19 protein-coding genes and 1 pseudogene are annotated in these 23,742 nt (G+C 73.2%); all 20 read right to left on the bottom strand.

The genetic code is table 11. The features are described from left to right. Positions 1 to 5: 5 nt before the first annotated feature. The 20 genes and pseudogenes from ACN263_RS19050 to ACN263_RS19145 all read right to left on the bottom strand — a co-directional run bounded on the left by ACN263_RS19050 (position 6) and on the right by ACN263_RS19145 (position 23,617). On the bottom strand, positions 6 to 1,094 hold the full coding sequence (locus ACN263_RS19050) for an enolase C-terminal domain-like protein (protein WP_422735743.1): 1,089 nt from the start codon (positions 1,092 to 1,094) through the stop codon (positions 6 to 8). Beyond that, positions 1,091 to 4,168 carry an FAD-binding and (Fe-S)-binding domain-containing protein gene (locus ACN263_RS19055; RefSeq protein ID WP_422735744.1) on the bottom strand — a complete coding sequence of 1,026 codons (3,078 nt, stop codon included), beginning with the start codon at positions 4,166 to 4,168 and terminating at the stop codon, positions 1,091 to 1,093. Before ACN263_RS19055 ends, ACN263_RS19050 begins: the two co-directional genes overlap by 4 nt. Beyond that, positions 4,165 to 5,931: a thiamine pyrophosphate-dependent enzyme gene (locus ACN263_RS19060; protein ID WP_422735745.1), complete on the bottom strand. Its 1,767-nt coding sequence runs from the start codon at positions 5,929 to 5,931 to the stop codon at positions 4,165 to 4,167. Before ACN263_RS19060 ends, ACN263_RS19055 begins: the two co-directional genes overlap by 4 nt. Positions 5,932 to 6,078: 147 nt before the next feature. After that, on the bottom strand, positions 6,079 to 6,570 hold the full coding sequence (locus tag ACN263_RS19065) for a DUF421 domain-containing protein (RefSeq protein ID WP_422735746.1): 492 nt from the start codon (positions 6,568 to 6,570) through the stop codon (positions 6,079 to 6,081). Positions 6,571 to 6,585: 15 nt separating this feature from the next. After that, the gene (locus tag ACN263_RS19070) at positions 6,586 to 6,768 is read right to left on the bottom strand and encodes a hypothetical protein (RefSeq protein ID WP_422735747.1); all 183 of its coding nucleotides are present in this window, start codon (positions 6,766 to 6,768) and stop codon (positions 6,586 to 6,588) included. A gap of 55 nt (positions 6,769 to 6,823) precedes the next feature. After that, the gene (locus ACN263_RS19075) at positions 6,824 to 8,278 is read right to left on the bottom strand and encodes a potassium/proton antiporter (protein ID WP_422735748.1); all 1,455 of its coding nucleotides are present in this window, start codon (positions 8,276 to 8,278) and stop codon (positions 6,824 to 6,826) included. A gap of 98 nt (positions 8,279 to 8,376) precedes the next feature. Further along, positions 8,377 to 9,780, bottom strand: coding sequence for an NADH-quinone oxidoreductase subunit N (locus ACN263_RS19080; protein ID WP_422735749.1), 1,404 nt, complete (start codon positions 9,778 to 9,780; stop codon positions 8,377 to 8,379). Next, positions 9,777 to 11,258 (bottom strand): complex I subunit 4 family protein, encoded by a 1,482-nt coding sequence (locus ACN263_RS19085; protein ID WP_422735750.1) that lies wholly within the window; start codon positions 11,256 to 11,258, stop codon positions 9,777 to 9,779. Before ACN263_RS19085 ends, ACN263_RS19080 begins: the two co-directional genes overlap by 4 nt. A gap of 3 nt (positions 11,259 to 11,261) precedes the next feature. Further along, a complete protein-coding gene (locus tag ACN263_RS19090; RefSeq protein WP_422735751.1) occupies positions 11,262 to 13,181 on the bottom strand; it encodes a proton-conducting transporter membrane subunit in 1,920 nt (639 codons plus the stop codon). Beyond that, positions 13,178 to 13,471 (bottom strand): NADH-quinone oxidoreductase subunit NuoK, encoded by a 294-nt coding sequence (locus ACN263_RS19095; protein ID WP_422740742.1) that lies wholly within the window; start codon positions 13,469 to 13,471, stop codon positions 13,178 to 13,180. Before ACN263_RS19095 ends, ACN263_RS19090 begins: the two co-directional genes overlap by 4 nt. A gap of 8 nt (positions 13,472 to 13,479) precedes the next feature. Next, entirely contained in the window at positions 13,480 to 14,001 is a 522-nt protein-coding gene (locus ACN263_RS19100; protein ID WP_422735752.1) for an NADH-quinone oxidoreductase subunit J, read from the bottom strand. A gap of 1 nt (position 14,002) precedes the next feature. Continuing rightward, positions 14,003 to 14,884 carry a complex I subunit 1 family protein gene (locus ACN263_RS19105; RefSeq protein WP_422740743.1) on the bottom strand — a complete coding sequence of 294 codons (882 nt, stop codon included), beginning with the start codon at positions 14,882 to 14,884 and terminating at the stop codon, positions 14,003 to 14,005. A 38-nt stretch (positions 14,885 to 14,922) separates the two neighbouring features. Continuing rightward, positions 14,923 to 16,185 carry a hypothetical protein gene (locus tag ACN263_RS19110; protein ID WP_422735753.1) on the bottom strand — a complete coding sequence of 421 codons (1,263 nt, stop codon included), beginning with the start codon at positions 16,183 to 16,185 and terminating at the stop codon, positions 14,923 to 14,925. Beyond that, positions 16,176 to 16,496 carry an NADH-quinone oxidoreductase subunit A gene (locus tag ACN263_RS19115; RefSeq protein ID WP_422740744.1) on the bottom strand — a complete coding sequence of 107 codons (321 nt, stop codon included), beginning with the start codon at positions 16,494 to 16,496 and terminating at the stop codon, positions 16,176 to 16,178. The genes ACN263_RS19110 and ACN263_RS19115 overlap by 10 nt, the downstream gene beginning before the upstream one ends. 93 nt (positions 16,497 to 16,589) lie before the next feature. Next, positions 16,590 to 18,269, bottom strand: a complete 1,680-nt coding sequence (ctaD, locus tag ACN263_RS19120) for a cytochrome c oxidase subunit I (RefSeq protein WP_422735754.1) — start codon at positions 18,267 to 18,269, stop codon at positions 16,590 to 16,592. 185 nt (positions 18,270 to 18,454) lie between these two features. Continuing rightward, entirely contained in the window at positions 18,455 to 19,951 is a 1,497-nt protein-coding gene (locus tag ACN263_RS19125) for an ANTAR domain-containing protein (protein ID WP_422735755.1), read from the bottom strand. 598 nt (positions 19,952 to 20,549) lie between these two features. Further along, positions 20,550 to 21,239 (bottom strand): annotated as a pseudogene (locus ACN263_RS19130) (sigma-70 family RNA polymerase sigma factor); the annotation flags it as partial. Between the two features lie 215 nt (positions 21,240 to 21,454). Continuing rightward, complete coding sequence (locus ACN263_RS19135) at positions 21,455 to 22,669, bottom strand: cation:proton antiporter (RefSeq protein WP_422735756.1); 1,215 nt, start codon at positions 22,667 to 22,669, stop codon at positions 21,455 to 21,457. 55 nt (positions 22,670 to 22,724) lie between these two features. Then, the gene (locus tag ACN263_RS19140) at positions 22,725 to 23,159 is read right to left on the bottom strand and encodes a ChaB family protein (RefSeq protein ID WP_422735757.1); all 435 of its coding nucleotides are present in this window, start codon (positions 23,157 to 23,159) and stop codon (positions 22,725 to 22,727) included. Positions 23,160 to 23,182: 23 nt separating this feature from the next. Next, the gene (locus tag ACN263_RS19145; RefSeq protein WP_422735758.1) at positions 23,183 to 23,617 is read right to left on the bottom strand and encodes a phage holin family protein; all 435 of its coding nucleotides are present in this window, start codon (positions 23,615 to 23,617) and stop codon (positions 23,183 to 23,185) included. Positions 23,618 to 23,742 lie beyond the last annotated feature (125 nt).

A 23,742-nucleotide genomic window follows, 5' to 3' on the forward strand; every position in this document is an offset into this window, starting at 1 on the left:
CCATGTCAGGCCACCCGGAACTGCTGGGCCTGCTCGGCGCGGAACTCCAGCCCGTTGCCGGGCTGGTCGTTCTGCACCTGCACCGCGCCGCCGGTGGCCGACCGTGCCCCGTCGAAGAGCATCGCCTCGATGCGGACGTGGTCGTGGAACCACTCCAGGTGCCGCAGGTTCGGCGTGGCAGCGGCGACGGCGAGGTGCTGATGCGGTGCGCAGTGCCCGGACACCTGGATCCCGGCGGCGTCCGCCACCGCCGCCGCGCGGAGGAACTCGCTGATCCCGCCGCACCGCGTGACGTCGATCTGGAGACAGTCGACGTACGGGGCCATCCGGTGGAAGTAGACCAGGTCGAAGCCGTACTCCCCCGCCGTCACGTCGGCCGCGACCCGGTCGCGGACGAGGGCGAGGCCGGGCAGGTCGTCGGAGCTGACCGGCTCCTCGTACCAGCGCACGTCCAGGTCCGCGGCGGCGTGCGCGACGCGGACCGCCTGCTTGCGTTGGTACGCGCCGTTGGCGTCGACGAACAGCTGCGTGTCGTCGCCGATCGTGCGACGCGCCTGCCTCATCCGCTCCAGATCGCGCTCCACCGCCGTGCCGCAGGACTCCCCAATCTTGATCTTCACGCGGGGGATGCCCTGTTCGTGCACCCAGCCGCTGAGCTGCCGGTGCTGCCGCTGGCCGTCATAGGTGGTGAAGCCGCCGCTGCCGTAGACCGGCACCTCCCGGCGGGCGACGCCGAGCAACCGGGTCAGCGGCAGGTTGTGCCGGCGTGCCTTCAGGTCCCACAGCGCGCAGTCGGCGGCCGACAGGGCGAGCCCGGCGATGCCGGGGCGGCCGGCGTTGCGCAGCCGCCGTCGCATCCGGTCCCAGGCCGCCGGCACGTCGTCCGGGTCGAGGTCGGCAAGCACCGGCGCGAGCAGGTCCGCCACCACGGCGACGACGGCGGTCGGGCCGTAGGTCCAGCCGATCCCGGTGTGCCCGTCGGCACGCGCCCGGACCAGCACCAGCGTGGTAGCGGTCCAGGCGAGGGTGCCATCGCCCTCCGGGGCGTCGGTGGGGATCCGGTACGCCTCGGCGGTGACGCCGACGCCGGTCACCGCGCCCACCGCCGGGCCAGCGCGGTGACCGCGGCCAGCCCCAGGGCGGCGACCAGGCTGACCGTCGCCCAACGGGTCATCGGGCCGGGCGACCGGGGCCGGTCCCCCCAGCTCTGTTCCGGCCGCCGGGGAACGGTGTCGTTGTACATCGCCGCGCGCAGCAGTTCGGCCAGGTGCAGCGCGGAACGACCGTCGGCGGCACCCTGCTCGACCTGGGTACGACAGCTGAACCCGTCGGCGAGGATCACGTCCGTGTCGGCGGCGTCCCGCACGGCGGGCAGCAGGACCCGCTCCGCGCACGCCTCGGACACCTCGTGGTGGCCCTGCTCGAAGCCGAAGTTGCCGGCCAGACCGCAGCAGCCGGAGTCCAGAAAATTGGCGTCGACGCCGGCCGCGGAGAGCACAGCCTGATCGGCGGCGGTGCCGAGGATCGCGTGGTGGTGGCAGTGGGTCTGGATCAGGGCATGCGCGTCCAGGCGGGGCGGCTGCCAACCGGGGCTGTGGTCGTGCAGCAGCTCCGCGAGCGTGACGGTCTGCTCCCGCAGCCGGGTCACGTCGTCGTCAGCCGGGAACAGCTCGTGCGCGTCGCTGCGGAACACCGCCGCGCAACTCGGCTCCAGCCCCACCACCCGGGTACCGGCGCGCAGGTACGGCCGCAGCACGTCCACCGTACGGCGCAGCACCCGCTTGGCGACGTCGAGCTGGCCGGTGGAGATCCAGGTCAGACCGCAGCACACCGGGCGCTCCGGTACCCGTACCCGCCAGCCGGCGGCCTCCAGCACCTCGACGGCGGCGCGGGCCACGCCCGGGTGGAAGTGGTTGCTGAAGGTGTCCGGCCAGAGCACAACCTCGCCCCGGGCGCCGTCGCCGGTCGGGGTACGACGGGCGAACCAGTGCTGGAACGACTCCGGCGCGAACAGCGGGATGTCCCGGCGTCTGTCGATCCCGCCGACGACCTTGGCCAGGCGACTGAGGCCCGGTGCGTGCGCGAGCGCGTTGACGGCGCGGGGCAGCCGGGCGGCGACGACGGCCACCAGCGGCAGCCAGCCCATCGAGTAGTGCGCGCGGGGGCGCAGCCGGCCCGCGTAGTGGTGCGACAGGAACTCGGCCTTGTACGTGGCCATGTCCACGTTGACCGGGCAGTCCGCCTTGCAGCCCTTGCAGGCCAGGCAGAGATCGAGCGCGTCGCGGACCGCGTCGGAGCGCCAGCCGTCGGCGATGGTGCCACCCCGGGCCGCGCCGTCGAGCATCTCGAACAGCAGCCGGGAGCGGCCCCGGGTCGAGTGCTCCTCCTCCCGGGTCACCATGTAGGACGGGCACATCACCCCGCCGGAGTGCCGACGGCACTTGCCGACACCCACGCACCGCAACACCGCGTCGCCGAAGCTGCCACGGTCGTCCGGATAGGCGAAGGTGGTCCGCACACCGCCGTGGTCGTAGTCGACACCGAGGCGCAGGTGACTGTCGAGGGGGTAGGGCGGCATGACCTTGCCCGGGTTCATCCGGTCGTCCGGGTCGAAGATCGCTTTGAACTGGCCGAACGCCCGAATCAGTCGCTCGCCGTACATCTTGGGCAGCAGCTCGCCGCGGGCCTGGCCGTCGCCGTGTTCGCCGGAGAACGACCCGCCGTAGGACACCACGAGGTCGGCGGCACGCTCGACGAAGGAGCGGAAGTCGCGCACGCCGTCGGCGGTGCGCAGTTGGAACGGGATCCGGGTGTGCACACAGCCCTGCCCGAAGTGCCCGTACAGCGAGGCCTGCTGGTAGCCGTACTCGCGGTAGAGCGCCTGCAGGTCGCGCAGGTAGTCCCCGAGCCGGTCCGGGGCGACCGCCGAGTCCTCCCAGCCGGGCCAGGTGTTGTCCGCGTCGGGCACGTGGGCGGTGGCGCCGAGCGCGGACTCCCGGACCCCCCACATCCGCTTGTCGTCGGCCGGGTCGGCGAACTCGTGCACGCGGGGACCGCCGTCGCGGCGCACCGCGTCGATCAGCCGGCCGGCGGCGGCCCGGGCCTGTTCGGATGTGTCGCCGCCGAGCTGCACCATCAGCCAGGCGCCGCCCTCGGGCAGCTCGTGCAGCGCGTGCGGGTGCAGGCTCTTGCGCCGCTCGAAGCTGATGAGCTTGTCGTCGATGCCCTCCAGCGCGATCGGCTGGTGCTCCAGGATCCGCGGCACGTCGTCACCGGCCGACGCGATGTCCGGGTAGCTGAGGAACACCAGCGTGTCGGCCTTGACCCGCGGGACCAGTTTCAGTCGGGCCCGCAGCACGGTGACCAGGGTGCCCTCGGAACCGACCAGAGCCTGGGCGACGTGGAAGTTCTTCTCCGGCAGCAGGCTGTCCAGGTTGTAGCCGGAGACCCGGCGGGGGATGTGCGGGTAGCGGGTACGGATGTCGGCCAGGTACTCGTCGCGCAACGCCCGCAGCCGCCGGTAGATTTCGGCCCGGCGGCCGCCGTCGCGCTGGATACTGGCGTACTCCTCGTCGCTGGTTTCCCCCACCCACAGGCGGGTGCCGTCGTACAGCAGTACCTCCAGCTCGACGATGTTGTCGACCACCTTGCCGGCGCGTTGCGCGGTGGCGCCGCAGGAGTTGTTGCCGATCATGCCGCCGAGCGTGCAGTGGTTGTGCGTGGCCGGCCGGGGCCCGTACTCCAGCCCGGTCGGCGCCAACTGGGCGTTCAGCTCGTCGAGCACGATGCCGGGTTCGACCAGGCAGGTGCGGGCCCGCTCGTCGACCTCCAGCAGGCGGTGGCAGTACTTGGACCAGTCGAGGATCACGGCGGTGTTGGTGCACTCGCCGGCCAGGCTGGTGCCGCCGCCACGCGAGGTCAGCGGCGCGCCGTGGCGGCGGCAGACGGCCACCGCGGCCACCGCGGCCTCCACGGTGCGGGGCACCACCACCCCCAGTGGCACCTGGCGGTAATTGGAGGCGTCGGTGGAGTAGGCGGCGCGGGAGCCGGCGTCGAAGCGGATCTCGCCGTCGACCTCGGCCCGCAGGTCGGCGGCGAGCGTGGCCAGGTCGACGTCGTGGGCGGGCCCGGGTGGGCGCAGGACCGGGTCGGGAAGCACCTCGGTCATGAGCGCAGCTCGTTGATCTTGTCGCGGGCGACGGACGCCACGGTGGCGACCTTGTGCGGTTGACCGCGCAGGAACGCCTCGGTGAAGTGTTTCGCCTGGTCATATTTGATCTTGCCGGGCATGGGGGGTTCGTTCGGGTTGACGTCGCAGTCCACAAGCGCCGGGCCGGGGTGCGCGAGGGCCTCCCGGATCGCGCCCGGCAGGGCCTTCGCGTCGGTCACCTTCACCCCGAACGCGCCGCAGCCGCGCGCCCAGGTGGAGAAGTCCGCCTCCGGCTGGCGGTGCCGTACCGCGTACTCGGGGTAGCCGAGGATGATCTGCTCCCAGAGGATCTGCCCGTACGAGTTGTTGTTGTTGATGACCACCTTGATCGGCAGGTCGTGCCGCACCGCGGTGAGGAACTCGGCCATCAGCATGGCGAAACCGCCATCGCCGACGAACGCGATCACCTGCCGGCCCGGGTAGGCGTGCTGTATGGCGATCGCGTACGGCAGGCCGGGCGCCATGGTGGCCAGGTTGCCCGACAGGTAGAACTCGCGGTCGCCACGAATCGTCCAGTGCCGGGCGGACCAGGTGGCGATGGTGCCCGAGTCGCAGGTCAGGATGGCGTCGTCGGCGGCGGCGTCGTCGATGCAGCCCATCAGGTACTGCGGCGCGATCGGCGAGCGCTGCGGGTCCACCAGGCTGGCCATCTCCCCGCGCCAGTCACGCATCTTGCCCTGGTACTTCTCCAGAAACGCGCGGTCCGGAGTGTGGCCGAGCAGCGGCAGCAGGTCCCGCAGCGCCAGCCGGGCGTCCGCGCAGACCGGCGCCTCGACCGGCAACCGCATGCCGATCAGGCTCGGGTCGACGTCGATCTGCACGACCTTCGCCTGCCCCGGCGCGGGAAGGTACTTCCCGTAGGGGAAGGAGGTGCCCACCATCAGCAGGGTGTCGCACTCCTCCATCAGCTCCTCGCTCGGCGCGGTGCCGAGCAGGCCGAGCCCGCCCGTGGTCAGCGGATGGTCGTCGGGCACCACCAGCTTGCCGGGCAGCGTCTTGACGATCGGACTGCCCAGGGCCTCGGCCACCGCCAGCACCTCCTCGCGGGCACCTCGGGCGCCCACGCCGACCAGCATGGCCACCTTCCGGCCGGCCTTGAGCACCTCGGCCGCCTTCGCCAGCTCCCCCGGGTCAGCGGGCAGTTGGGGGTACGACACGGTGGCCGCGCTCATCGGCGGCTTGCCCGGGCTCACGTGCCGGTACGGGTCGTCGGAGGCCGGGGCCACCTGCACGTCGTTGGGGAAGGTCAGGTGCGCCACGGTCCGCTTGCTCAGCGCGTCCCGGATCGCCAGATCCACCACCGCCGGCATCTGCTGCGGATTGGTGACCATCAGGTTGTAGGAGGCGACGTCCTGGTAGAGCTGCGTGGTGTGCACCTCCTGCTGGTAGTGCGAACCCAGCACCGACGTCTCCTGCATTCCGGTGATCGCCAGCACCGGCACGTGGTCGAGCTTGGCGTCGTAGAGCCCGTTGAGCAGGTGGATCGCCCCCGGCCCCGACGTGGCGCAGCAGACCCCCAGCCGGCCGGTGGCCTTGGCGTAGCCGGTGGCCATGAACGCCGCCGCCTCCTCGTGGTGCACCAGCACGAACCGCAGCTTCTCCCGCTGCCGGCGAAACCCCTCCATCAAGCCGTTGATGCCGTCACCGGGCAGGCCGAACACGGTGTCGACCCCCCACTCCACCAAGCGTCGGGCCAGGCTCTCGCCCACGATCTCCTGCACGTCGTCCTCCTCTTTCCGGGGGTTCACCCGTCCGCGTGAGCGGATCTGACCTGTCCCACCGGACACCGCGGACCAGGGCGGACGGGGCGGCGGCTACCCGGCCTTCCGGACCGCAAACCCACCAGGGCCACCGGTTTCGGGCCATGGTCATCGGCGCCCTTCGTGCCGGGGCAGCACCGACAGCTGTCCCCGCCCCTCCAGCACGGCGAGATGCACGGCGTCGACCTCGCCCACCCCGTGCTCCCGGAGCAGGGCATCGAGGTCGGCGCGCGTCATCCCGGCACGGTGCAGGTTGCCGGTGAGCGCCCGGCCGTGAGCGACCACCACCACCGGCCCCTTCTCGATCAGCCGGCGGCCGGCGGGCCGCAGCCGTACCCAGGTGATCAGCGCGTGGGCGGCCAGGATGGACACCAGGGTCACCGCGCCGGAGAGGTAGCTCGCGTCCGGGGCGCTGGGCAGCCGCCCGACGATCGCGCCCACCGCGACGGCGGCCACGAAGTCGTACGCGGACAGTTCGGCAAGCGTCCGGCGACCGCCGACGCGCATCGCGAGCACAGCGGTCAGGTAGAGCAGGAGCGCCTTCACCGCCACCCAGACCAGCCAGCCTGGATGGCCGACGAGAGCGCCGACGGCATCCACCGGCGACCGCCGGACTCAGGGCCGCCGCATCGACCGGGCCGCGAGATAGCCGAGCAGCGCGCCGACGGTCAGCGTCACCAACCCGCGCGCGGTGAGCGCGGAGCGCAATCGCGCCAGGCCCGCCTTCGGGTCCACCACGCTGCCGGCCACGTCGCCCGCGACCCCCACCACCACGTCACCGAGCTTGCCGCGGTCCATGGCGCACCCCCTTACCGAGAGCCGCCGGCTACCCGGCGAGACGCCCACCAAACGTTCACTCGTCCCGACCGGTGAAGACGCGCTCCGCCGCGGGCTGCTCACCGCCAGCCACCAGCACCTCGTCGCCGGCGCGCAGCACCGTCGCCCGACCGAGCCGGACCTGCTCGCCGTCGCGGCTGACCAGGCTCACCCACACCCCCTCGTCCCGGCTCAGTTCGAACAGCGGCCGCCCGTCGGCCGGGGCGCCGGATGCGACGGTGTAGTGGCGCAGCCCGACCGGCTCGCCCTGCACGCGGATGCCGACCGCCCACGGCTGCAGCGGGGTGGTCCGCATCGGAACCCGGCACCACCGGGCCACCAGGGGAACCAGTCCGCCCTGCACCACGATCGAGAACGCGACCACGGCGAAGATGATGTCGAACAACCGCAGGTCCTGTTCCAGGTCGGCGGTGAGGATGAACGTGCCCAGCAGGATCGGCACCGCGCCCTTCAGGCCGGACCAGACCACGAAGATGCGCTCACCCCACCGCAGCCGGACCGCGCTGAGCAGCCCACCGACGACGATCGGCCGGATCACGAACGTGAGCAGAACGGCCAGCGCCAGGCCGGTGAGCCAGGCGCGCTCGGTCACCATGCTGCGCAGCGACACGATCAGGCCGAGCAGACCGAACGCCAGGATCTCGCCAAGGCTGGCCAGCGCGCCCTGGAACCGCTGGATCTCCCGCTTGAACGGTGCTCGGGCGTCGCCGACGACGATGCCGGCGAGGAACACCGCGAGGAACCCGGAACCACGGGCCAGCGTCGCCGCGCCGTAGATCGACACGGCGGCGAACAACACCTGGAGCGGGTAGAGGCTCTCGTCCGGCAGGGACACCCGACGCATCAGTTGCAGGATGAGCCAGCCGCCGGCCAATCCGACCACCGACCCGACCACCAGTTGCAGCGCGAACTCTCCCGCCCCGGAGGCGACCGCGGACCAGCCGCCGGCGGTCCCGGCGGCGAGCAGGCTCGCCATCAGCGCGATCCCCACCGGGTCGTTGGCGCCCGACTCGCCCTCCAGGATCGTGCCGCTGCGTCCCACGACGGTGCGCCGCCCCAGCACGGAGAAGACGGCGGCGGGATCGGTCGGCGACAGAGCCGTGCCGACCAGCAGCGCGGCGAGCCAGTCGAATCCGAACACCCACCGCAGCACCAGAGCCAGCGCGCCGGCGGTCAGCAGGGTACCGAGCACGCCCACCAGCGCGACCGGCCCGAGCGACGGCCGAAGCCGCCGCCAGCCCATGCTCATCCCACCGCTGAACAGCACCAGCACGAGCGCGATCTCGACCAGATGCCGGACCGCGTACAGGGACAGTTCGTTGAGCTTCGGAAACAGGTCGGAGACGATCGCGGCGGCGAACAGGAACAGCGCTGGCGCGGGCAACCGCAACCGGTCGGCGAGCCGGTTGGACAGCACGGCCAGGACCGCCACCGCGCCCAGTGCGGCGACGTAGAGCGCGAATCCCGTCACCGCCACCCCATCCCGGTCCGACCCGCCGGGGTCCCGCGCGGATCTCGTGCGCGCTCCCGCTACCCGCCCACGCCCGAGTTAAGCGGACAGTCACCCGATCAGTGGGCGGGAACCTGCGGCACCAACTGAAAGAGCGGCATGGTCAACGCCGCACCTACCAACGCCGCCCCGGCCGCCACCGCAGCCGCCACGGCGCGGCTCCGGCCGCCAGGGGTCGTGCACCGCCCCGCCGGGGTGTACGCGGGCAGCAGCCAGCGCAGGTAGTAGAAGAGACTGGCCACGGTGTTGGCCGCCGCGACCACGACCAGCCAGGCCAGCCCACCGTCCCAGGCGGCGGTGAACACGGTCAGCTTGCCGGCGAAGACTGCCGTCGGCGGCGTGCCGACGAGTCCCAGCAGGCAGATCGTCAACGCCGCGGCAAGCCAGGGCCGGCGGCGCGCCAGCCCTCGATAGTCGTCGAAGGTGTCGTGCGGCTCGGCGGCCAGCACCGCGAACGCCCCCAGATTCGTCACCGCGTACCCGGTGAGGTAGACCAGCAGGGCGGGCAGCGCACGCTCGGCGCGGCCGGCGACCGCGACGGCCATCAGCAGGTAACCCACCTGCGCCACGGTGGAGTACGCGAGCAGCCGGCGCGGGTCGGTCTGACCGAACGCGGCGAAGTTGCCGAGCGTCATCGTGACAGCCGCGAGCACCGCGACCAGCAGCGGCCAGTCCACCACGTCGGCGGGCACCGCCACGGCGAACAGCCGGTACGCCGCCAGTAGACCGCCGAGCTTCGGCACGGTGGTCAACAACGCGCCCGCCGGGATCGAGGCGCCCTGCACCGCGTCGGGCACCCAGAAGTGCCCCGGAACCGCACCGATCTTGAACAGCAGGCCGGCGAGCACCCCGACCACCCCGACCGCGACGGCGGCGGACGGCGGACCGGCCAGCCCGACGGCCAGCCGGTCGTAGTCGCTCGCCCCGCCGCCGAGCGCGGTCAGCAGCGCCGCGCCGGCCAGCAGGCCGACCCCGGCCAGCGCGCCCATCAGGTAGACCTTGAGCGCCGCCTCGGCGCCCCGCCGGTCGCGGCCCCAACCGGCCAGCCCGGCCAACGGCACCGACGACAACAGGTACGCCACGGCCAGTAGCAGCAGGTCCGACGCGCCGGCGAGCAGCACCGCGCCGAGCACGGCGAGCAGCGTCAACACGTAGAACTCGGTCTCCCGCCGGCTGCCGGCGACCCGGCCGGCGGCGATCCCGACCACCAGCAGCCCCGCCAACGGAATCAACAGCCGGGCCGCGGTGGTCGCGGAATCGAGGGCGTAGCTGTGCGCGTACACGGTGGACCGCTCGCCCACGACGGGCAGGGTGGCGAGAACGGCCGCGAGCAGTGCCCCCGCGGCGACCAGCCGGGCCACCCACTGCCGGTTCCGGGGCAGGAACGCCCCGGTGAGCAGCGTGGTGACCGCGCCGAACAGCAGGAGCAGCTCCGGCAGCAGGGCGAGTGGACGCTCGTTCACCGGGCCACCAGATCGGTGACGGCCCGAGCGGCGGGATCCACCACGTCCAGCAGCAGTCGGGGGAACACGCCGAGGAGCAGCGCGAGCGCCAACAGCGGCAGCACCGCCACGGTCTCGGCGGCGGTCACGTCGGCGGTCGCCGACAGGCCGTGGCGGGCCGGGCCGAGGAAGACCCGGTGCAGCGCCCACAGGAACAGCCCGGCGGTGACCAGGATGCCGGGCAGCGCGATCGCCACCGCCACCGGCGCGGACCCCAGGCCGCCGGCGAAGATCTGGAACTCGGCGATGAACCCGGAGAAGCCGGGCAGGCCGAGGCTGGCGAACGCCGCCACCGCGGTCAGCGCGGCGAACCGGGGGGTGTCCCCGGCCAGCCCGCCGTAGGCGTCCATCCGGTAGGTGCCGCCGCGGTCGTAGAGGACGCCCGCGAGCAGGAACAACGCCGAGGTGATGAGCCCGTGGCTGACCATCTGGGTGACCGCGCCGGTCACCGCGACCGCGCGGGCCTCGACGTCCGAACCGGCCACCAGACCGGCCGCACCGACGGCCAGCACCACGTACCCCATGTGGTTGACCGACGTGTACGCGACCATCCGCTTGAAGTTGGTCTGGGCCAAGGCCACCAGCGCCCCGTAGAGCACGCTCACCACGCCGACCACGACCACTACCCCGGCGTAGCGCCGCCAGGCGTCGGGCAACATCGGCATGGCGATCCGGACGAACCCGTAGGTGCCCATCTTGAGCAGGATGCCGGCCAGCACGGCCGAACCGGCGGCCGGGGCGTCGGTGTGCGCCGGCGGCAACCAGGTGTGGAACGGGAATGTCGGCGTCTTGATCGCCAGCCCGAGCAGGACCGCCAGCAGCACCAGTGCGCCGGCCACGCCCTGCGTCGGCGGGTTGCGGGTCAGCGCCACCATGTCGAAGGTGTGCGGCCGGGCGGCGACGAAGAGGCCGATGAAGCCCAGCAGCAGCGCCAGCGAGCCGAGGAACGTGTAGAGGAAGAACGTCAACGCGGAGCGGCGGGCCTGCGGGCCGTGCCCCCAGCCGGCGATCACCGCGTACATGCCCACGATGGACAGGTCGAAGAAGACGAAGAACAGGATCAGGTCGAGCGCGACGAACAGCCCGAGGCAGGTGGTCTGCAGGGCGAGGAAGAGCGCGGCGAACTGCCGCGGCCGGTGCTGGCGGCGCAGCGAGTACACCGCGCAGGCGGCGAAGACGACGGCGGTGAGCGCGAGCAGCGGCAGCGACAGGCCGTCCACCCCGACGTGGTAGCTGGCCCCCGCGCCCGGGACCCACGGCCGGTCCACCTCGTACGCGAACCCCTCGCCCGGGTACGTCCACCACAGGCCCAGCACCGCCGCGACCTCGACGCCGGTGACCGCGATCCACAGCCACGACACCGCCCGCGCCGGTAGGCCACGCCAGAGCAGCAGGAGCACGGCCACCGCCAGCGGCGCGAAGACGATCAGGGACAGCACGACTCACCTCGCCAGCAGCAGGATCAGCACGGCGGCACCCAGCCCGAGGACCGCCTGGACGTAGTACTGGTGGATCAGGCCGGTCTGCGGCCGGCGGGCCAGCGCGCCGAGCCGGCGGGCCGCCCCGGCGAGTCGGCGCACCAGGGCGTCCACCCCGTGGTCGTCCACCCGGGCCAGGGCGTCCGCGGCCCGCACGGTCAGGGCCGGCACGGCGCGAACCGACCGGTCGAGCCCCACGTCGTCGAACCTCGCCAGCCCCCGCGACACGCCGAGGGCCCCGCGCGGCACGGCGTGCACGGCCCGGTCGAGCACCCGGTCGTCGAACCGGGCCAGCCCTCGGGCCAGCGCCAGCGTCGGCCGCACCACCAGCAGCCGAGCGGCCCGGTCGAGCCCCAACCAGGCTCGCGCCCAGCCCGGGGCCGGCAGCCGGGCCGGCGCAGCGACCGCCAGGGCGACACCGGCGACCGCGAGCAGGCCGGACAGGGCCAGCTCGGCGACCCGGACCGGGGGCGCCGCACCGGCGCCGACGGCACCGGCCACCGCCCGGGACAGCGGCGGCAGCGCCAGCACGCCGAGCACGGCCGCGCCGACCGCCAGCGGCACCAGCGGCACCCACTGCCCGGCGGTCACCTCGCGGCTGCCGTCGCGTTCGGTGTCGTACCCGGACTCGGCCCCGGGCGGGACCGGGCGCAGGACCACCGCGAGCGCCCGACCGGCGTAGAGGGCCGCGAGCAGCGCGCCGGCCAGGCCGACCAGGTAGAGCGCCGGGGACCGCTCGCGGGCGCCGGCGAGCACCTCGTCCTTGGTGGCCCACAATGCCAGCGGCGGCACCCCGGCGAGCGCCAGGGCGCCCACCGCGAACACGGCCCCCACCAGCGGGTAGCGGCGACCCGCGCCGCGCAGCGTGGACAGCCGCCGGGTGCCGAGCGCGGTCAGCCACGCCCCGGCGGCGAGGAACAGCAGCGCCTTGGTGGCCGCGTGGCCGATCAGGTGCGCAACGGCGCCGGCCGGCGCGACGGCGGCGCCCAGCACGACGTACCCCAGTTGGGCGCTGGTGGAGGCGGCCAGCAGCTGTTTCAGATCGGTCTGGGCGAGGGCGACCGCGCCCAGCGCCAGGGCGGTCAGCGCGCCGCCCCAGGCGGCCACGTCCACCGCCCAGCCGGTCGCCACGAGCAGCGGGTGCGCGCGGACGAGCAGGTAGCCGCCCATCGCCACCATGGCGGCGGAGTGCAGCAGCGCGCTGACCGGGCTCGGGCCGAGCATGGCCCGGGACAGCCAGAACGAGAACGGCAGTTGGGCCGCCTTGCCGAAGCCGGCGGCCAGCACGCCCGCGGCGGCCAGGTCCCGCCAGCCGGGCGGCAGCGCGGCGAGCCCGGTCAGGTCGAGCGTGCCGCCGGCCAGTCCGGCCCCGGCGGCCAGGTAGAGCCCGAGGTCGCCGGCGCGGGTGGTGAGGAACGCGGTGCCGCCCGCGGTGACGGCGTCGTCGCGCCGCCAGTGGTACGCGATCAGCGCGTACGACATCGCGCCCATGATCTCCCAGCCCAGCAGCAGCACCGGCAGCGTGGTCGCGGTGGCGGTGAGCAGCACCGCGGTGAGGAAGACCAGCATCAACCCGTGGAACCGGGACCGGTCGCGGTGGATCTCGACAGCGGCGTACGCCAGCACCAGCAGCGCCACGCCGGCCACCGCCGGTACGACGAGCGCGGCGAGCCCGTCGACGGCCAGGCCCCACCGGGCGCCGGCCAAAAACGGCGCGTCGACGGCCGGCCGGGTCAGGCCCACCGTCACGGCCAGGGCCGCCACCAGCGCCGCCACGGCCAGCCCCAGCGCCGGAGCGGCCCGATCCGCCCGCCGTCCACCCAGCAGCAGCGTCCCTCCTGCGACGGCCGGGAGGAGGACCAGCGCCCACAACGCCGCGCTCATCCCCGCAGTTCCCCCGCCATGTCGGTCATGTCGGCGTCGCTCGAACGGAACAGCAGGGTCACCACGGCGAAGCCCATCGCCATCTCCACGGTCATCGCGGCGATCACCACCAGGACCAGCACCTGCCCGTCCGGTTGCTGCGGAGCCAGGAACCACCACAGAGCCGCAGCGGCCACGATCACGCCGTTGATCATGAGTTCCAGGCCCATCATGACCATGACCACAGCCTGTTGGCTGAGCGCGCCGTACAGGCCGACGCTGAACAGCGCGGAGGCGAGCAGCAGGAACATCGGCAGCGTCACGGCAGCTCCGGGGAGTCCGCGCGGTCGTAGCGGCCCCGGGCCGTGGCGAGCACCAGCGCCGCGACCATGGTGGCGAACAGCACCGCCGAGACCGCCATCATGACGAGCATCTTCGAACCCATGATCGCCTCACCCAGGACCCGGGTGGGGTCGGCGGGCGGCCCCCCGCGGCGGGTCGGCCACGGCACGAGCACCGAGCCGGCGGCCAGCACGACGAAGACACCGACCGAGACCGCCAGCGCGCCCCGGCGGTTGTGCAGCATCGACATGGGCATCAGGCCGGCCGGGTTCATCATGAACATGACCATGAAGACCGCCATGATCGCCATTTCCATGACCATCATCAGCACGGTCACCACGCCCAGGTAGCCCAGGTCGAGCAGGAGCAGCTCACCACCCACCGCGACGAACGACAGCGCCAACGCGAACGTCGCCCGGGCCATCGAGTCCACCGTGAACACGGCGATGCCGGACGCCACGGCGACCAGCGCCAGCACGAGGAAGGCGACGACGGCCACCTCAGCCCCTTCCCACCACGATCACCGCCACCACCAGCACCTGCGCCAGCGTGGCGGGCAGCACCACCAGCCAGGCCACGCGCATCAGCCGGTCCGCCCGCAGCACCGGCACCCGGCCGCGCAGCGTCACCAGGGCGGCCACCACGGCCAACGTCTTCACCACGCTCCACAGCCACGCCGGCAGCAGCGGCCCCGAACCGCCGCCGAGGAACAGCGCCACCGCCGTCGCCGCGCCCGCCACCAGCAGCGCGTACCGGCCGGCGAGCAGGACCAGCCGGTCCACGCCGGACGGCTCGGCCAGCACTGCGCCGGCCGCGTCCCGCCCGTTTGGATAGGCGAACGGCCCGAACATGCTGAACGCGAGCACCGCGCCGAGGAGGACCAGGAACGCCACCGGCATCGACACCACGAACCACAGCTCCCGCTGCGCCGCCACCACGTCGGCGATCCGCAGGCTGCCGGCCGCCACCGCCGGGGCGGTCAGCGCGAACATCAGCGGCAGCTCGTAGCCGAGCGCCTGCGCCAGGAAGCGGTAACCTCCGACCAGGCCGTACGCGCTGTTGCTTCCCCAACCGGCGAGCCACATCGCCGCCCAGAGCAGCACGTCCATGGCGTTGAACCAGACCACCCCGACCGGCAGGTCGGCCACCACCCGGTCGCCCAGCGGCACCACCACGACCATGAGCAGCGCCACCACCAGCGGCCCGGCTAACCCGAGCCGCCACAGCAGGAGATCCGCCGCCACCACGCCCCGCCGGCGCTGGCGCAGCAGTCGGGCGGTCTCCCACAGCGGCCGCCCGGCCCGGTGCCCGAGCGTCGGCCCGCCGGCCGGGTCGAGCAGTCCCGCCAGCACCGCAGCGGCCAGCGCCGCGCCCAGCAGCATTCCGGCGGCGGGCAGAACCCCCCACCACGGGCCGACGCTCACAACCCCGCCCCGCAGGTCAGCAGCCCGTCCGGGTCGGGGTCGAACGAGGCCAGCACCACCCGGGCCGCGGCCAGATCCAGCCCGACCATGAGCCGCGTCGCCACTGCCAGCACCGCCGCCGCATCCGGCTCCGGCGCGGCGTCGGGTTCGCCGCCGGCCAGCAGCCGGTCCGTCTCGGCCAGCCGGTGCCGCCACCGGGCGGTCGCGTCGCCGCAGACCGCCGCCGGGACCCGCACGCCGGCGCGGGCCGCCGCCACCGGAGACAGCACCCCCAGGCCGTCGGTGGCGAGGTGCAACGCGCGCGAGCGCCGGGCCCACCGGGCGAGCGGTCGGAAGCCGGTGTACGCCACGGCGAGCGGCACATCGTCGACGAGCGCGTCGCGCAGCCGCCGAGCGGCTGTCGCGCCGGCCGGCCAGCCCACGGCCGCCCAGAGCCGGCCCAGCGAGTCGAGATGGGCCACAGCCTGTCGGCGTCGCCACAGCCCGGGGTGCTTCACGTCCGGGTACGGTCGCACGGCCGCCGGGTCGGCCGGAGGCAGTATGCGGGCGCTCGCCGACTGCACCACGTCGCCCTGCACGGCCAGCTCGACGACCAGACCGGCTGGCCAGTCCGCCAGCACCGGACCGAGCGCCAGGTGCAGCACGTCCAGCTTCAGCCCGTCGCGGTCCTCGGCCCGCTGGGCCATCATCAGCCCGCCCGGCATGGACATCCCGTCGTGGTCAGCGTGCTCGGGCCGCCCCGACCCACCACCGTGCTGCCCGTGGTCCGCGCTCCACGCGTCGCGCGTCTCCTGCCCGTGGCCCGAATGCTCCCGGTGGCACGCGGCCGGCCCGCGCCGTCCCTCCTCCTGGCCGGGCCCTTCCTCCTGGCCGCGCCTTCCATCCTGGTCGGCCGAGGAACCGTTCTCTTGCGCACACCCCGGCCCCAGGTCCGGCGGCGTGCCGCCCGCCCCGGTCAACCGGGCGACCGCAGTGCGCAGCGCGGGCGCCGCCCCGGCCGGGTCGGTGATCCGGGTCCGCGCCCGGGGTCCCGGGAACTGGTCCCACACCCGCTCGATCGCCGCCGTCAGCTCGGCACCAGGTTCCCCGGCGATCACCAGCAGGTCGGCGTCGGCCGGGGACGCCGCGAGCGGCCAGCCGGCCCGGTCGGCATGCGCCTCCACGGCCAGGCGGGCGTCGGTGGCGCCGGGTACGGCCGCGACCAGCAGGTGCGGCCGATGGGCCGCCCAACGGGCCAGGACGTCGCCGATCAGGCCCACCGCAGCGCGCCCTCCCGCCAGGCGTAGACGACGCCGGCCATCAGCAGGCCGAGGAAGACGAACATCTCCACCACGGCGCGCGTGCCGACGTCTACGACCACCACCGCCCACGGGTACATGAACAGCATCTCCACGTCGAAGGCGAGAAAGAGCAGGCTGATCGCGTACCAGCGGACGTGGAACCGGGAGACGGCGTGCTCGCGGGGCGGCAGCCCGGACCGGAACGCCGCGACGGTCGACGGCCCGGCCACCGCGGTCCGCAGGTGTGCCAGGTAGAGGGTGCCCACCAGCGCGGCGGCCAGCCCGAGCATGGCCAGCACCGGCCCGTATCGCCCCATTCGTCGGTCCCTTCCGAATCGGTGTCTTCACCCTGCCAGCCTGCCGACGTTCCCGCCCGGTAACGGTCAGTCCACCGCGCCGCGCGGGCCGGGCAGCGTCGCCGCCGCCCGCTCCTGCCGCAGGTCGTACGCGGGCCGCTCGGAGCGGATTCGCGGCATGCGGTCGAAGTTGCGCAGCGGCGGCGGCGAGGACGTGACCCACTCCAGTGAGAGACCGTGACCCCACGGGTCCGACTCGCGCACGACGGGTCCGAACCGGTAGGAGCGCCAGACGTTCCACAGGAACGGCAGCGTCGAGATGCCGAGCACGAACGATCCGATCGTGGAGATCGTGTTCAGCGTGGTGAAGCCGTCCAGGGCCAGATAGTCGGCGTACCGGCGGGGCATGCCCTCGGCGCCGAGCCAGTGCTGCACCAGGAACGTGGCGTGGAAGCCGATCATGGTGAGCCAGAAGTGCACCTTACCGAGGCGCTCGTCGAGCATCCGGCCGAACATCTTCGGGAACCAGAAATAGACGCCACCGAAGACGGCGAACACGATGGTGCCGAACAGCACGTAGTGGAAGTGCGCCACCACGAAGTACGAGTCGTGCAGGTGGAAATCCACCGGCGGGCTGGCCAGCAGCACACCCGTCAACCCACCGAGCAGGAACGTCACCAGGAAGCCGAGTGCGAACAGCATCGGCGTCTCGAACGTGATCTGCCCCCGCCACATGGTGCCGATCCAGTTGAAGAACTTGATCCCGGTCGGTACGGCGATCAGGTAACTCAGGAAACTGAAGAACGGCAGCAGCACCTGGCCGGTGGCGAACATGTGGTGCGCCCACACGCTCATCGACAGCGCGGCGATGCCCAGCGTCGCGCCGATCAGTCCCCGGTAGCCGAAGACCGGCTTGCGGGAGAACACCGGGATGATCTCGGTGATGATGCCGAAGAACGGCAACGCCACGATGTAGACCTCGGGGTGCCCGAAGAACCAGAACAGGTGCTGCCACAGCATCTGCCCCCCGGTCGCCGGGTCGTAGACGTGCGCGTCGAGTTGCCGGTCGGCGAGCGCGGCGAGCAACGCGGCGGCCAGCAGCGGGAACACCAGAATCACCAGAACGGCGGTGACCAGGATGTTCCAGGTGAGGATCGGCATCCGGAACATGGTCATGCCGGGGGCGCGCAACGTCAGCACGGTGGTGATCAGGTTGACCGCGCCGAGGATCGTGCCCAACCCGGAGACGACCAGGCCGAGCAGCCACAGGTTGGCGCCCGTCCCGGGCGAGTGTGCGGGCCCGGCGAGCGGCTGGTAGGCCGTCCAGCCGGAGTCGGCGGCGCCGCCCGGAGTGGCGAACCCGCCCAACACGAGCAGCCCGCCGAACAGGTACAGCCAGTAGGCGAATGCGTTCAGCCGGGGAAACGCCACGTCCGGCGCGCCGATCTGCAAGGGCACAAGGTAGTTCGCGAAGGCGAACACGATCGGCGTGGCGAACAGCAACAGCATGATCGTGCCGTGCATGGTGAACAGCTGGTTGTACTGCTCGGAGGAGAGCACCTGCATACCCGGCCGGGCCAACTCGGCCCGCATGACCAGCGCCAGCAGCCCGCCCACCAGGAAGAAGCCGAACGCGGTGGTCAGGTAGAGCACGCCGATCTGCTTGGCATCGGTGGTGCGCAGCAGCCGCGCCAGCGCCGAACCGCGCACCGGTCGGTGGACCGGCCCCACCACGTCGACCGACCCCGGAGCCGTCCACAGGTCCATCCGCTCCCCTTCCCCAGGTGCGGCACCCATGTCCGGCCAGGCCGGAGCGCAAACCCGGGCGGCGTCATTTCCCGCCGGTTGTCGCCGGACTCGGCAGCCGGACCATGCCCACCGCCAGGTGGAAATGTGTCACGTCCGGCGTTGCGGCTACGGTCAGCGGCGGGCCACCGCGCCGTGCACGGCGGTCACCCGGCCGTCACGATCCACGGCGGGGTCCGCGATGAGCCGAACGTGCCACGCCGCACCACGGCGGCGCACGCCGAACTCCATGTCGACCGGCTCGGCCCGTTCGATGAGGCCGCGCAGTGCCTCCTGAACCCGGGTGGCGTCCGCCGGCACCGCCCAGCGACAAAGGGCACCCAGGGGTAACGGACCGTTTGCCGGATCCCGGCCGGGATCTGGTAGGCGCCGTAGGACCAGACCATCTCACCAGCAGCGAGATCCCACTCGACCCACCCGGCGTCGCCGACCCGCTCGATGCGGGCCGATCGGTCCGCGACACGTCGCTGCTCGTCGTGGTAACACCAACTGGTGAGCAGGCCGTCGCCGAACGGGACAGCCCGGAGGCTGAGCAACGCCTGAGTCGGCCGTGCGCCGCCAGCCCGCCACACCTGGCCCGGCCCCCACCGGAAAGGACGCCCTTCGTGTAGGGCACGGGCGCAGCCGGCGACGATGCCGTCGTCGGCCGCGGACGGGTGGAGTTCGAGCAGCCGGAGGCCGGTGAGTGCGTCCCGGCCGCGGTCCGCGCCGTCGGTCGCGTCCGGGCTGCACCGGTCGAGCCGGAAGTCGACGATCGTTGCGTCGTGGTCGCGTACCGGGCACCACAGCGCCGCCGAGCCAGGCAGCGCGTCGAGCACCGCCTCCAGCCAGTGGGCTGCCGGCGCGTCGACCAGCCCCGAGGACAGCGCCGACAGCCGCCGGCCGGCGGCCTCGGCGACCGCCATCACGTACGCGCGTTCCGCGTCGCCGAGATCCCGTGGGCTGTCCCAACTGATCGCGGCCACCCCGATCGTGCGCTCGGCCCGGCGAAGCGGGAGACAGACCCGCATGGCGCCACCGCCGATGAAGCCGTAGCCCCGCCGGCGGGCCTCGTCCCGGGTCAGCCACAACGGGTTCCCGTCCACGGCCGCGCGCAGCAGCGCCATGTTGACCGTGCCCGGAGCGCGCTGCCACAGGCTCGCCACGGATCGGGGCAGTCCGTACGAGCCGACCAGCCGCACCGCGCCGTCCGGTTCCAGCAGACCGAGCAGGGTCGGGCCCGCGCCGAGGTGACACACGCCCTCCGACAGCGCCTCGGCCACGCCGTCCGCCTCGGTGGCAGCCGCCATGGCGGCTCGGGTCAGGTGGTAGCGGGCGGCGGCCTCGCCGGTCAGGGACGGCGCACCGGTGACCTCCGGTTCCGGCGACGGGGGCAGCGGGTGCAAATAGCGCTCCGGCCGGAACGGCTCGGGCGAGGACGCCGACGGCGGGGCCGAAGGCGGCGGGGCGGCGGTGCCGAGCAGCCCAGCGGCCACGTCCACCAGCCGGATGTTGGTGTGCTGGGAGATCCGTCTCAGGTGCGCGAACGCTTCCTCCGGCGAGCAGTCCAGCCGAGCGATCAGCAGACCGGTGGCCTGCTCCACCACCGCGTGCGCGCGCCGCTCCCGACGCAGCGTGTCCAGCTCGCGTTGGAGCCGCTGCACGGTTCCCACCAGGGGTGGGGGCGGAGTAGCCGCCGTTCGCCGTCGCGTCACGTCCCGTCCCCACCGTCGGCCCGTCGTCGTCGCGGCTCGACCCTATCCCCGCCGGTCGCGGCCGGCACGGTTGCGTGAGCCGCCCCGGATCGACGTCACCGGGCCGCGCCTGGACGACATGGGGGATGCCGCCCCGGGCCGGCAGGCAGGAGACCAGTCGGATCAGGCCCGTGCGCCGCAGCAGGCTCATCCCGTTCGGCGGCAGGTTGACCAGCGTGAGCCGCGCGCGCACGTGCGCGCAGGTCCCGCACAGGTCCAGGACCGTCCGGGCCAGACGGGGCGACTCGATCGACGCCCGCCGCAGGTCCACCACCAGGGCACGGGGTCGGTCGGTCACCGCCAGCCGGGTGAGCCGGTCGCGGATCAGCTCCACGCCGTCGTCGTCGAGCACACCGGTCACGGTCGCCACGGCGGTGCTGCCGGTGCGGCGGACCATCACCCGGACCCGACCGCCGTCGAAGCCGACATCGGCCGGCTGCTCGGCGGTCATCTCCCGTCGCAGCAGACCGATCGCCCGGCGCAGGAGGCGGGACACGTGCATCTGCGAGATGCCGAGCAGATCACCGATCTGCTCCTGGGTCTGGCTGCCCTGGAAGTAGCGGATCACCACGGCCCGCTCCCGTTCCGGCAACCGGCGCAGCGCCGCCAGCAGGTCGAGTCGGTCGCTCAGGCCCTCCACCCGGGAGTCCCGCTCGGCCAGCAGGTCCTCTCGCTCCCCCGAGTCGTCGTCCCCGCCGGCTGGCCGGTGCAGCGACACGTTGCGGTACGCCTGCCCGGCGGCCAACGCCTCCACCACCGCCTCGACCGGTATGCGCAGGTGCCCGGCCACCTCGTCGGCCCGCGGCACGCGCTGCGACCGGCGGGTCAGTTCGGCCTCGGCCGCGTGTACCAGCAGGTACCGCTCCTTGAGGGTGCGGGGGACCCGGACCCCCCAGCCGTGGTCGCGGAAGTGGCGTTTCAACTCACCCAGGATGGTCGGGGTGGCGTAGCCGGCGAACGGCACCCCGCGCCGCGGATCGTACGCGTCGATCGCCTTCACCAACGCGTAGCAGGCGACCTGGACGAGGTCGTCGAGTGGCTCGCCGCGGTGCGCGTACCGGCGGGCCAGGCCCACCGCGAGCGGTCGGTGCGTCTCGACCAGGCGCTCCCGGACGCGCCCGGTCGGGTCGACGGCGTCGTGCAGCATGGCGAACAGCTCGTCGACGCCGGCGTCGGAGCGCAGTGCGGACATGGTCATGGACGTCCTCCACACGAGGCAGCGGATCAGCGGTCGCGGGGCCGCCGCGGCCGCGTGACTCGCGTGCGGGCAGGGATGAGCCCCGGAGATGCGCGCTGAGCCGCCAGGGTGGACGTGGCCGTCCTGGTGCCGTTTGTCGACACCACGGCTTCGAAGCGCGAGCTACGTCGATCGCTTTCCGGGTGGGCCGTCGTCAAACGCCGAGCCGGGGACCGTTATCGCTTCGAGATCTCGGACCGTCCGGCGGCGTACCAGCGGCGGCCGGGCATCGCGGTGGTGCCGTGCACCACGACGCTGAGCGCGACGACGAGGCTGCCGGCGGTCCAGAGCATCGGGTCCCGCGCGCCCTCGTCGGCGCTGAAGGCCAGGTAAAACAGCGCGGACACGCCGATCGGGCCGAACCAGCCGAGGAAGACCAGTTCCCGCCACGGCAGGCCAAGCGGTGTCTTCAGCGCGAGCACCACCGGTAGGCGCCGCAGCAGCAGAACCGCGACGGCGAAGAGCGCCAGTCGCCAGCCGGCGTCGAGCCAGTCGCGCCACGGTAGTTCGACGCCGAGCAGGAAGAACAGTGGCAGCACCAGGTAACGGGTGAGCGAGTCGTCCAGCTTCTGCTCGGCGATGCGGGGCTGGTCGCCGATGACCCGGTTGTAGGCCAGCCCGGTGACGAACGCGGCGAGGATGCCGTCGGTGTCCAGCACCCGCGCGACCCCCAGCGCGGCGATACCGAGCAGCACCGCGAAGACCAGCAGCGACCCCTGGTCCAGCGTCTCCCTACGGCTCGCCGCACGAACGGCGTGACCGGCCAACCAACCGAGCAGGACGCCGACGACCACCGCGCCGAGCACACCCCACACCGCCGCGGTCACCTGGTCCGTCCACGGCTGCGCGCCGACAGCGGCCAGGGCGAGGACGACGAGGGGGAACGCGAGCCCGTCGTTGCCGCCGGACTCGCCGCTGATCACCTGCCGAAGTCGGTCGGGCAGTTGCCGCTCAGCCGGGCCGCCGGAGACGATGCCCGAGGCCAGCACCGGGTCGGTGGGGGTCAGACAGCTGCCGAGCAGCGCGGCCAGGCCCAGCGGCATGCCGAGTACCAGCCAGGACAGTCCGGTGCTGAGCAGCGCCATTCCGATCATGCCGGCGGAGAGCAGCACCAGGACCGGGCGGAGCACGGCCCGGTAGCCGGCGAGCGGGAAGCGCAGCGCGACGGCCATCAGCGACACCGCCAGCAGGGCCCGGCTCACCTCACGGTTGAGCTCGTCGCCGAGCCGGTCGCTGAGGTCGATCAGGCCGAGCACCGGGCCTGCCAGCGCCCCCAGCGCCAGCGCCAGCAGCGGCTCGGACAGCACGGTCCGGCGGATGGCGCTGGACCAGAACGCGAGCAGGACACCGAGCCCTCCGACGAGGGCGTACGCGAGCAGCAGCGGACTCATGCCCGCCCGCTACCCGTCGTGCCAGCGACCTCACCCGCTGCGCGCTGCTGGTACCTCACCTGTGTCGAGCGCGAGCGGTGGCCCGGGCGTTGGCCCTCTCGATCGCCTCGACCAGCTCCCCCTTGTTCATGTTCTCCGGCTCGTCGATGCCGATCTTGCGGGCCACGTCGTCCAGGTGCCCCTTGCTGGCGTTGGCATCCACCCCCTGCGCGGTCGGCCGTTCGCGGTCGCGGGACGCCGGGGTGCCCTGGGCTGCCTGCGGATCTGAGGGGCCCTTGCGTTCCTTGGGCTCCCAGTGATCGCCGACCTTCTCGTGAGTGTGCTTCAACGACGCGTACGCCGCCCGGTGCGCCCGCTCGCCGTCGCCGTAGCTGTCCTCGGCCGACTCCAGGGTCTTCTTGTACGTGCGGACCGCCTTGTCGTCCGAACGCGCGATCGTTGACGGCACGTCGTCGCGCATCTGGTCGGCCTGCTCGTGCTTGTCCGGCATCTCGCTGCCTCCCTGATCCGGTGTCACCTGTTCAGTTCGTCGCGGGCGGCGTCGACGCCCGCCGGCAACACCCGGCCGGCGGTTTCGGTGACCATGTCCCGCACGTCGTCGGCGAGCCGCGCCGAGGGTCCCCCGGCCGCCCGCAACTGCGCCAGCCCCGCCCGCCCCAGCACCACGGCCGCGACAAGGTAGCCGGCGGTGAGGCCGGCGGCGGCCAGCCGGCGCGGGAGCATCGTCTCCAGCACGCGCAACGCGGTGGTCGACGCCGCTCCCGCGCCGAACACGAGGCAGCCACCGGCGGCCGCCAGCAACACGATCCCCACGCCGGCCGGGCGGGCCGCCTCGCCCACCTGCGCGCGGACCGCCCGGACCTCCTCGCGTACGACGTCGGCCACGTCCTCGGCCAGCCGCTCGGTGGGGCTTCGCCGCCCGTCCGGTCGTACGGTCCCGTCGCTCATCGCACCTCCCACTACGCGGCCGCTTGCTCCGGGCGTACCCGGGCGAACGGTCCGCACACGCGATGCCGCAGCTTTCGACCCGCACGGGGGCGCAAAAGCCGGGACCCGCCCCGGTCGGATGCCTG

The organism is Micromonospora sp. WMMD729, from assembly GCF_049315225.1.
Classification (GTDB): domain Bacteria; phylum Actinomycetota; class Actinomycetes; order Mycobacteriales; family Micromonosporaceae; genus Micromonospora.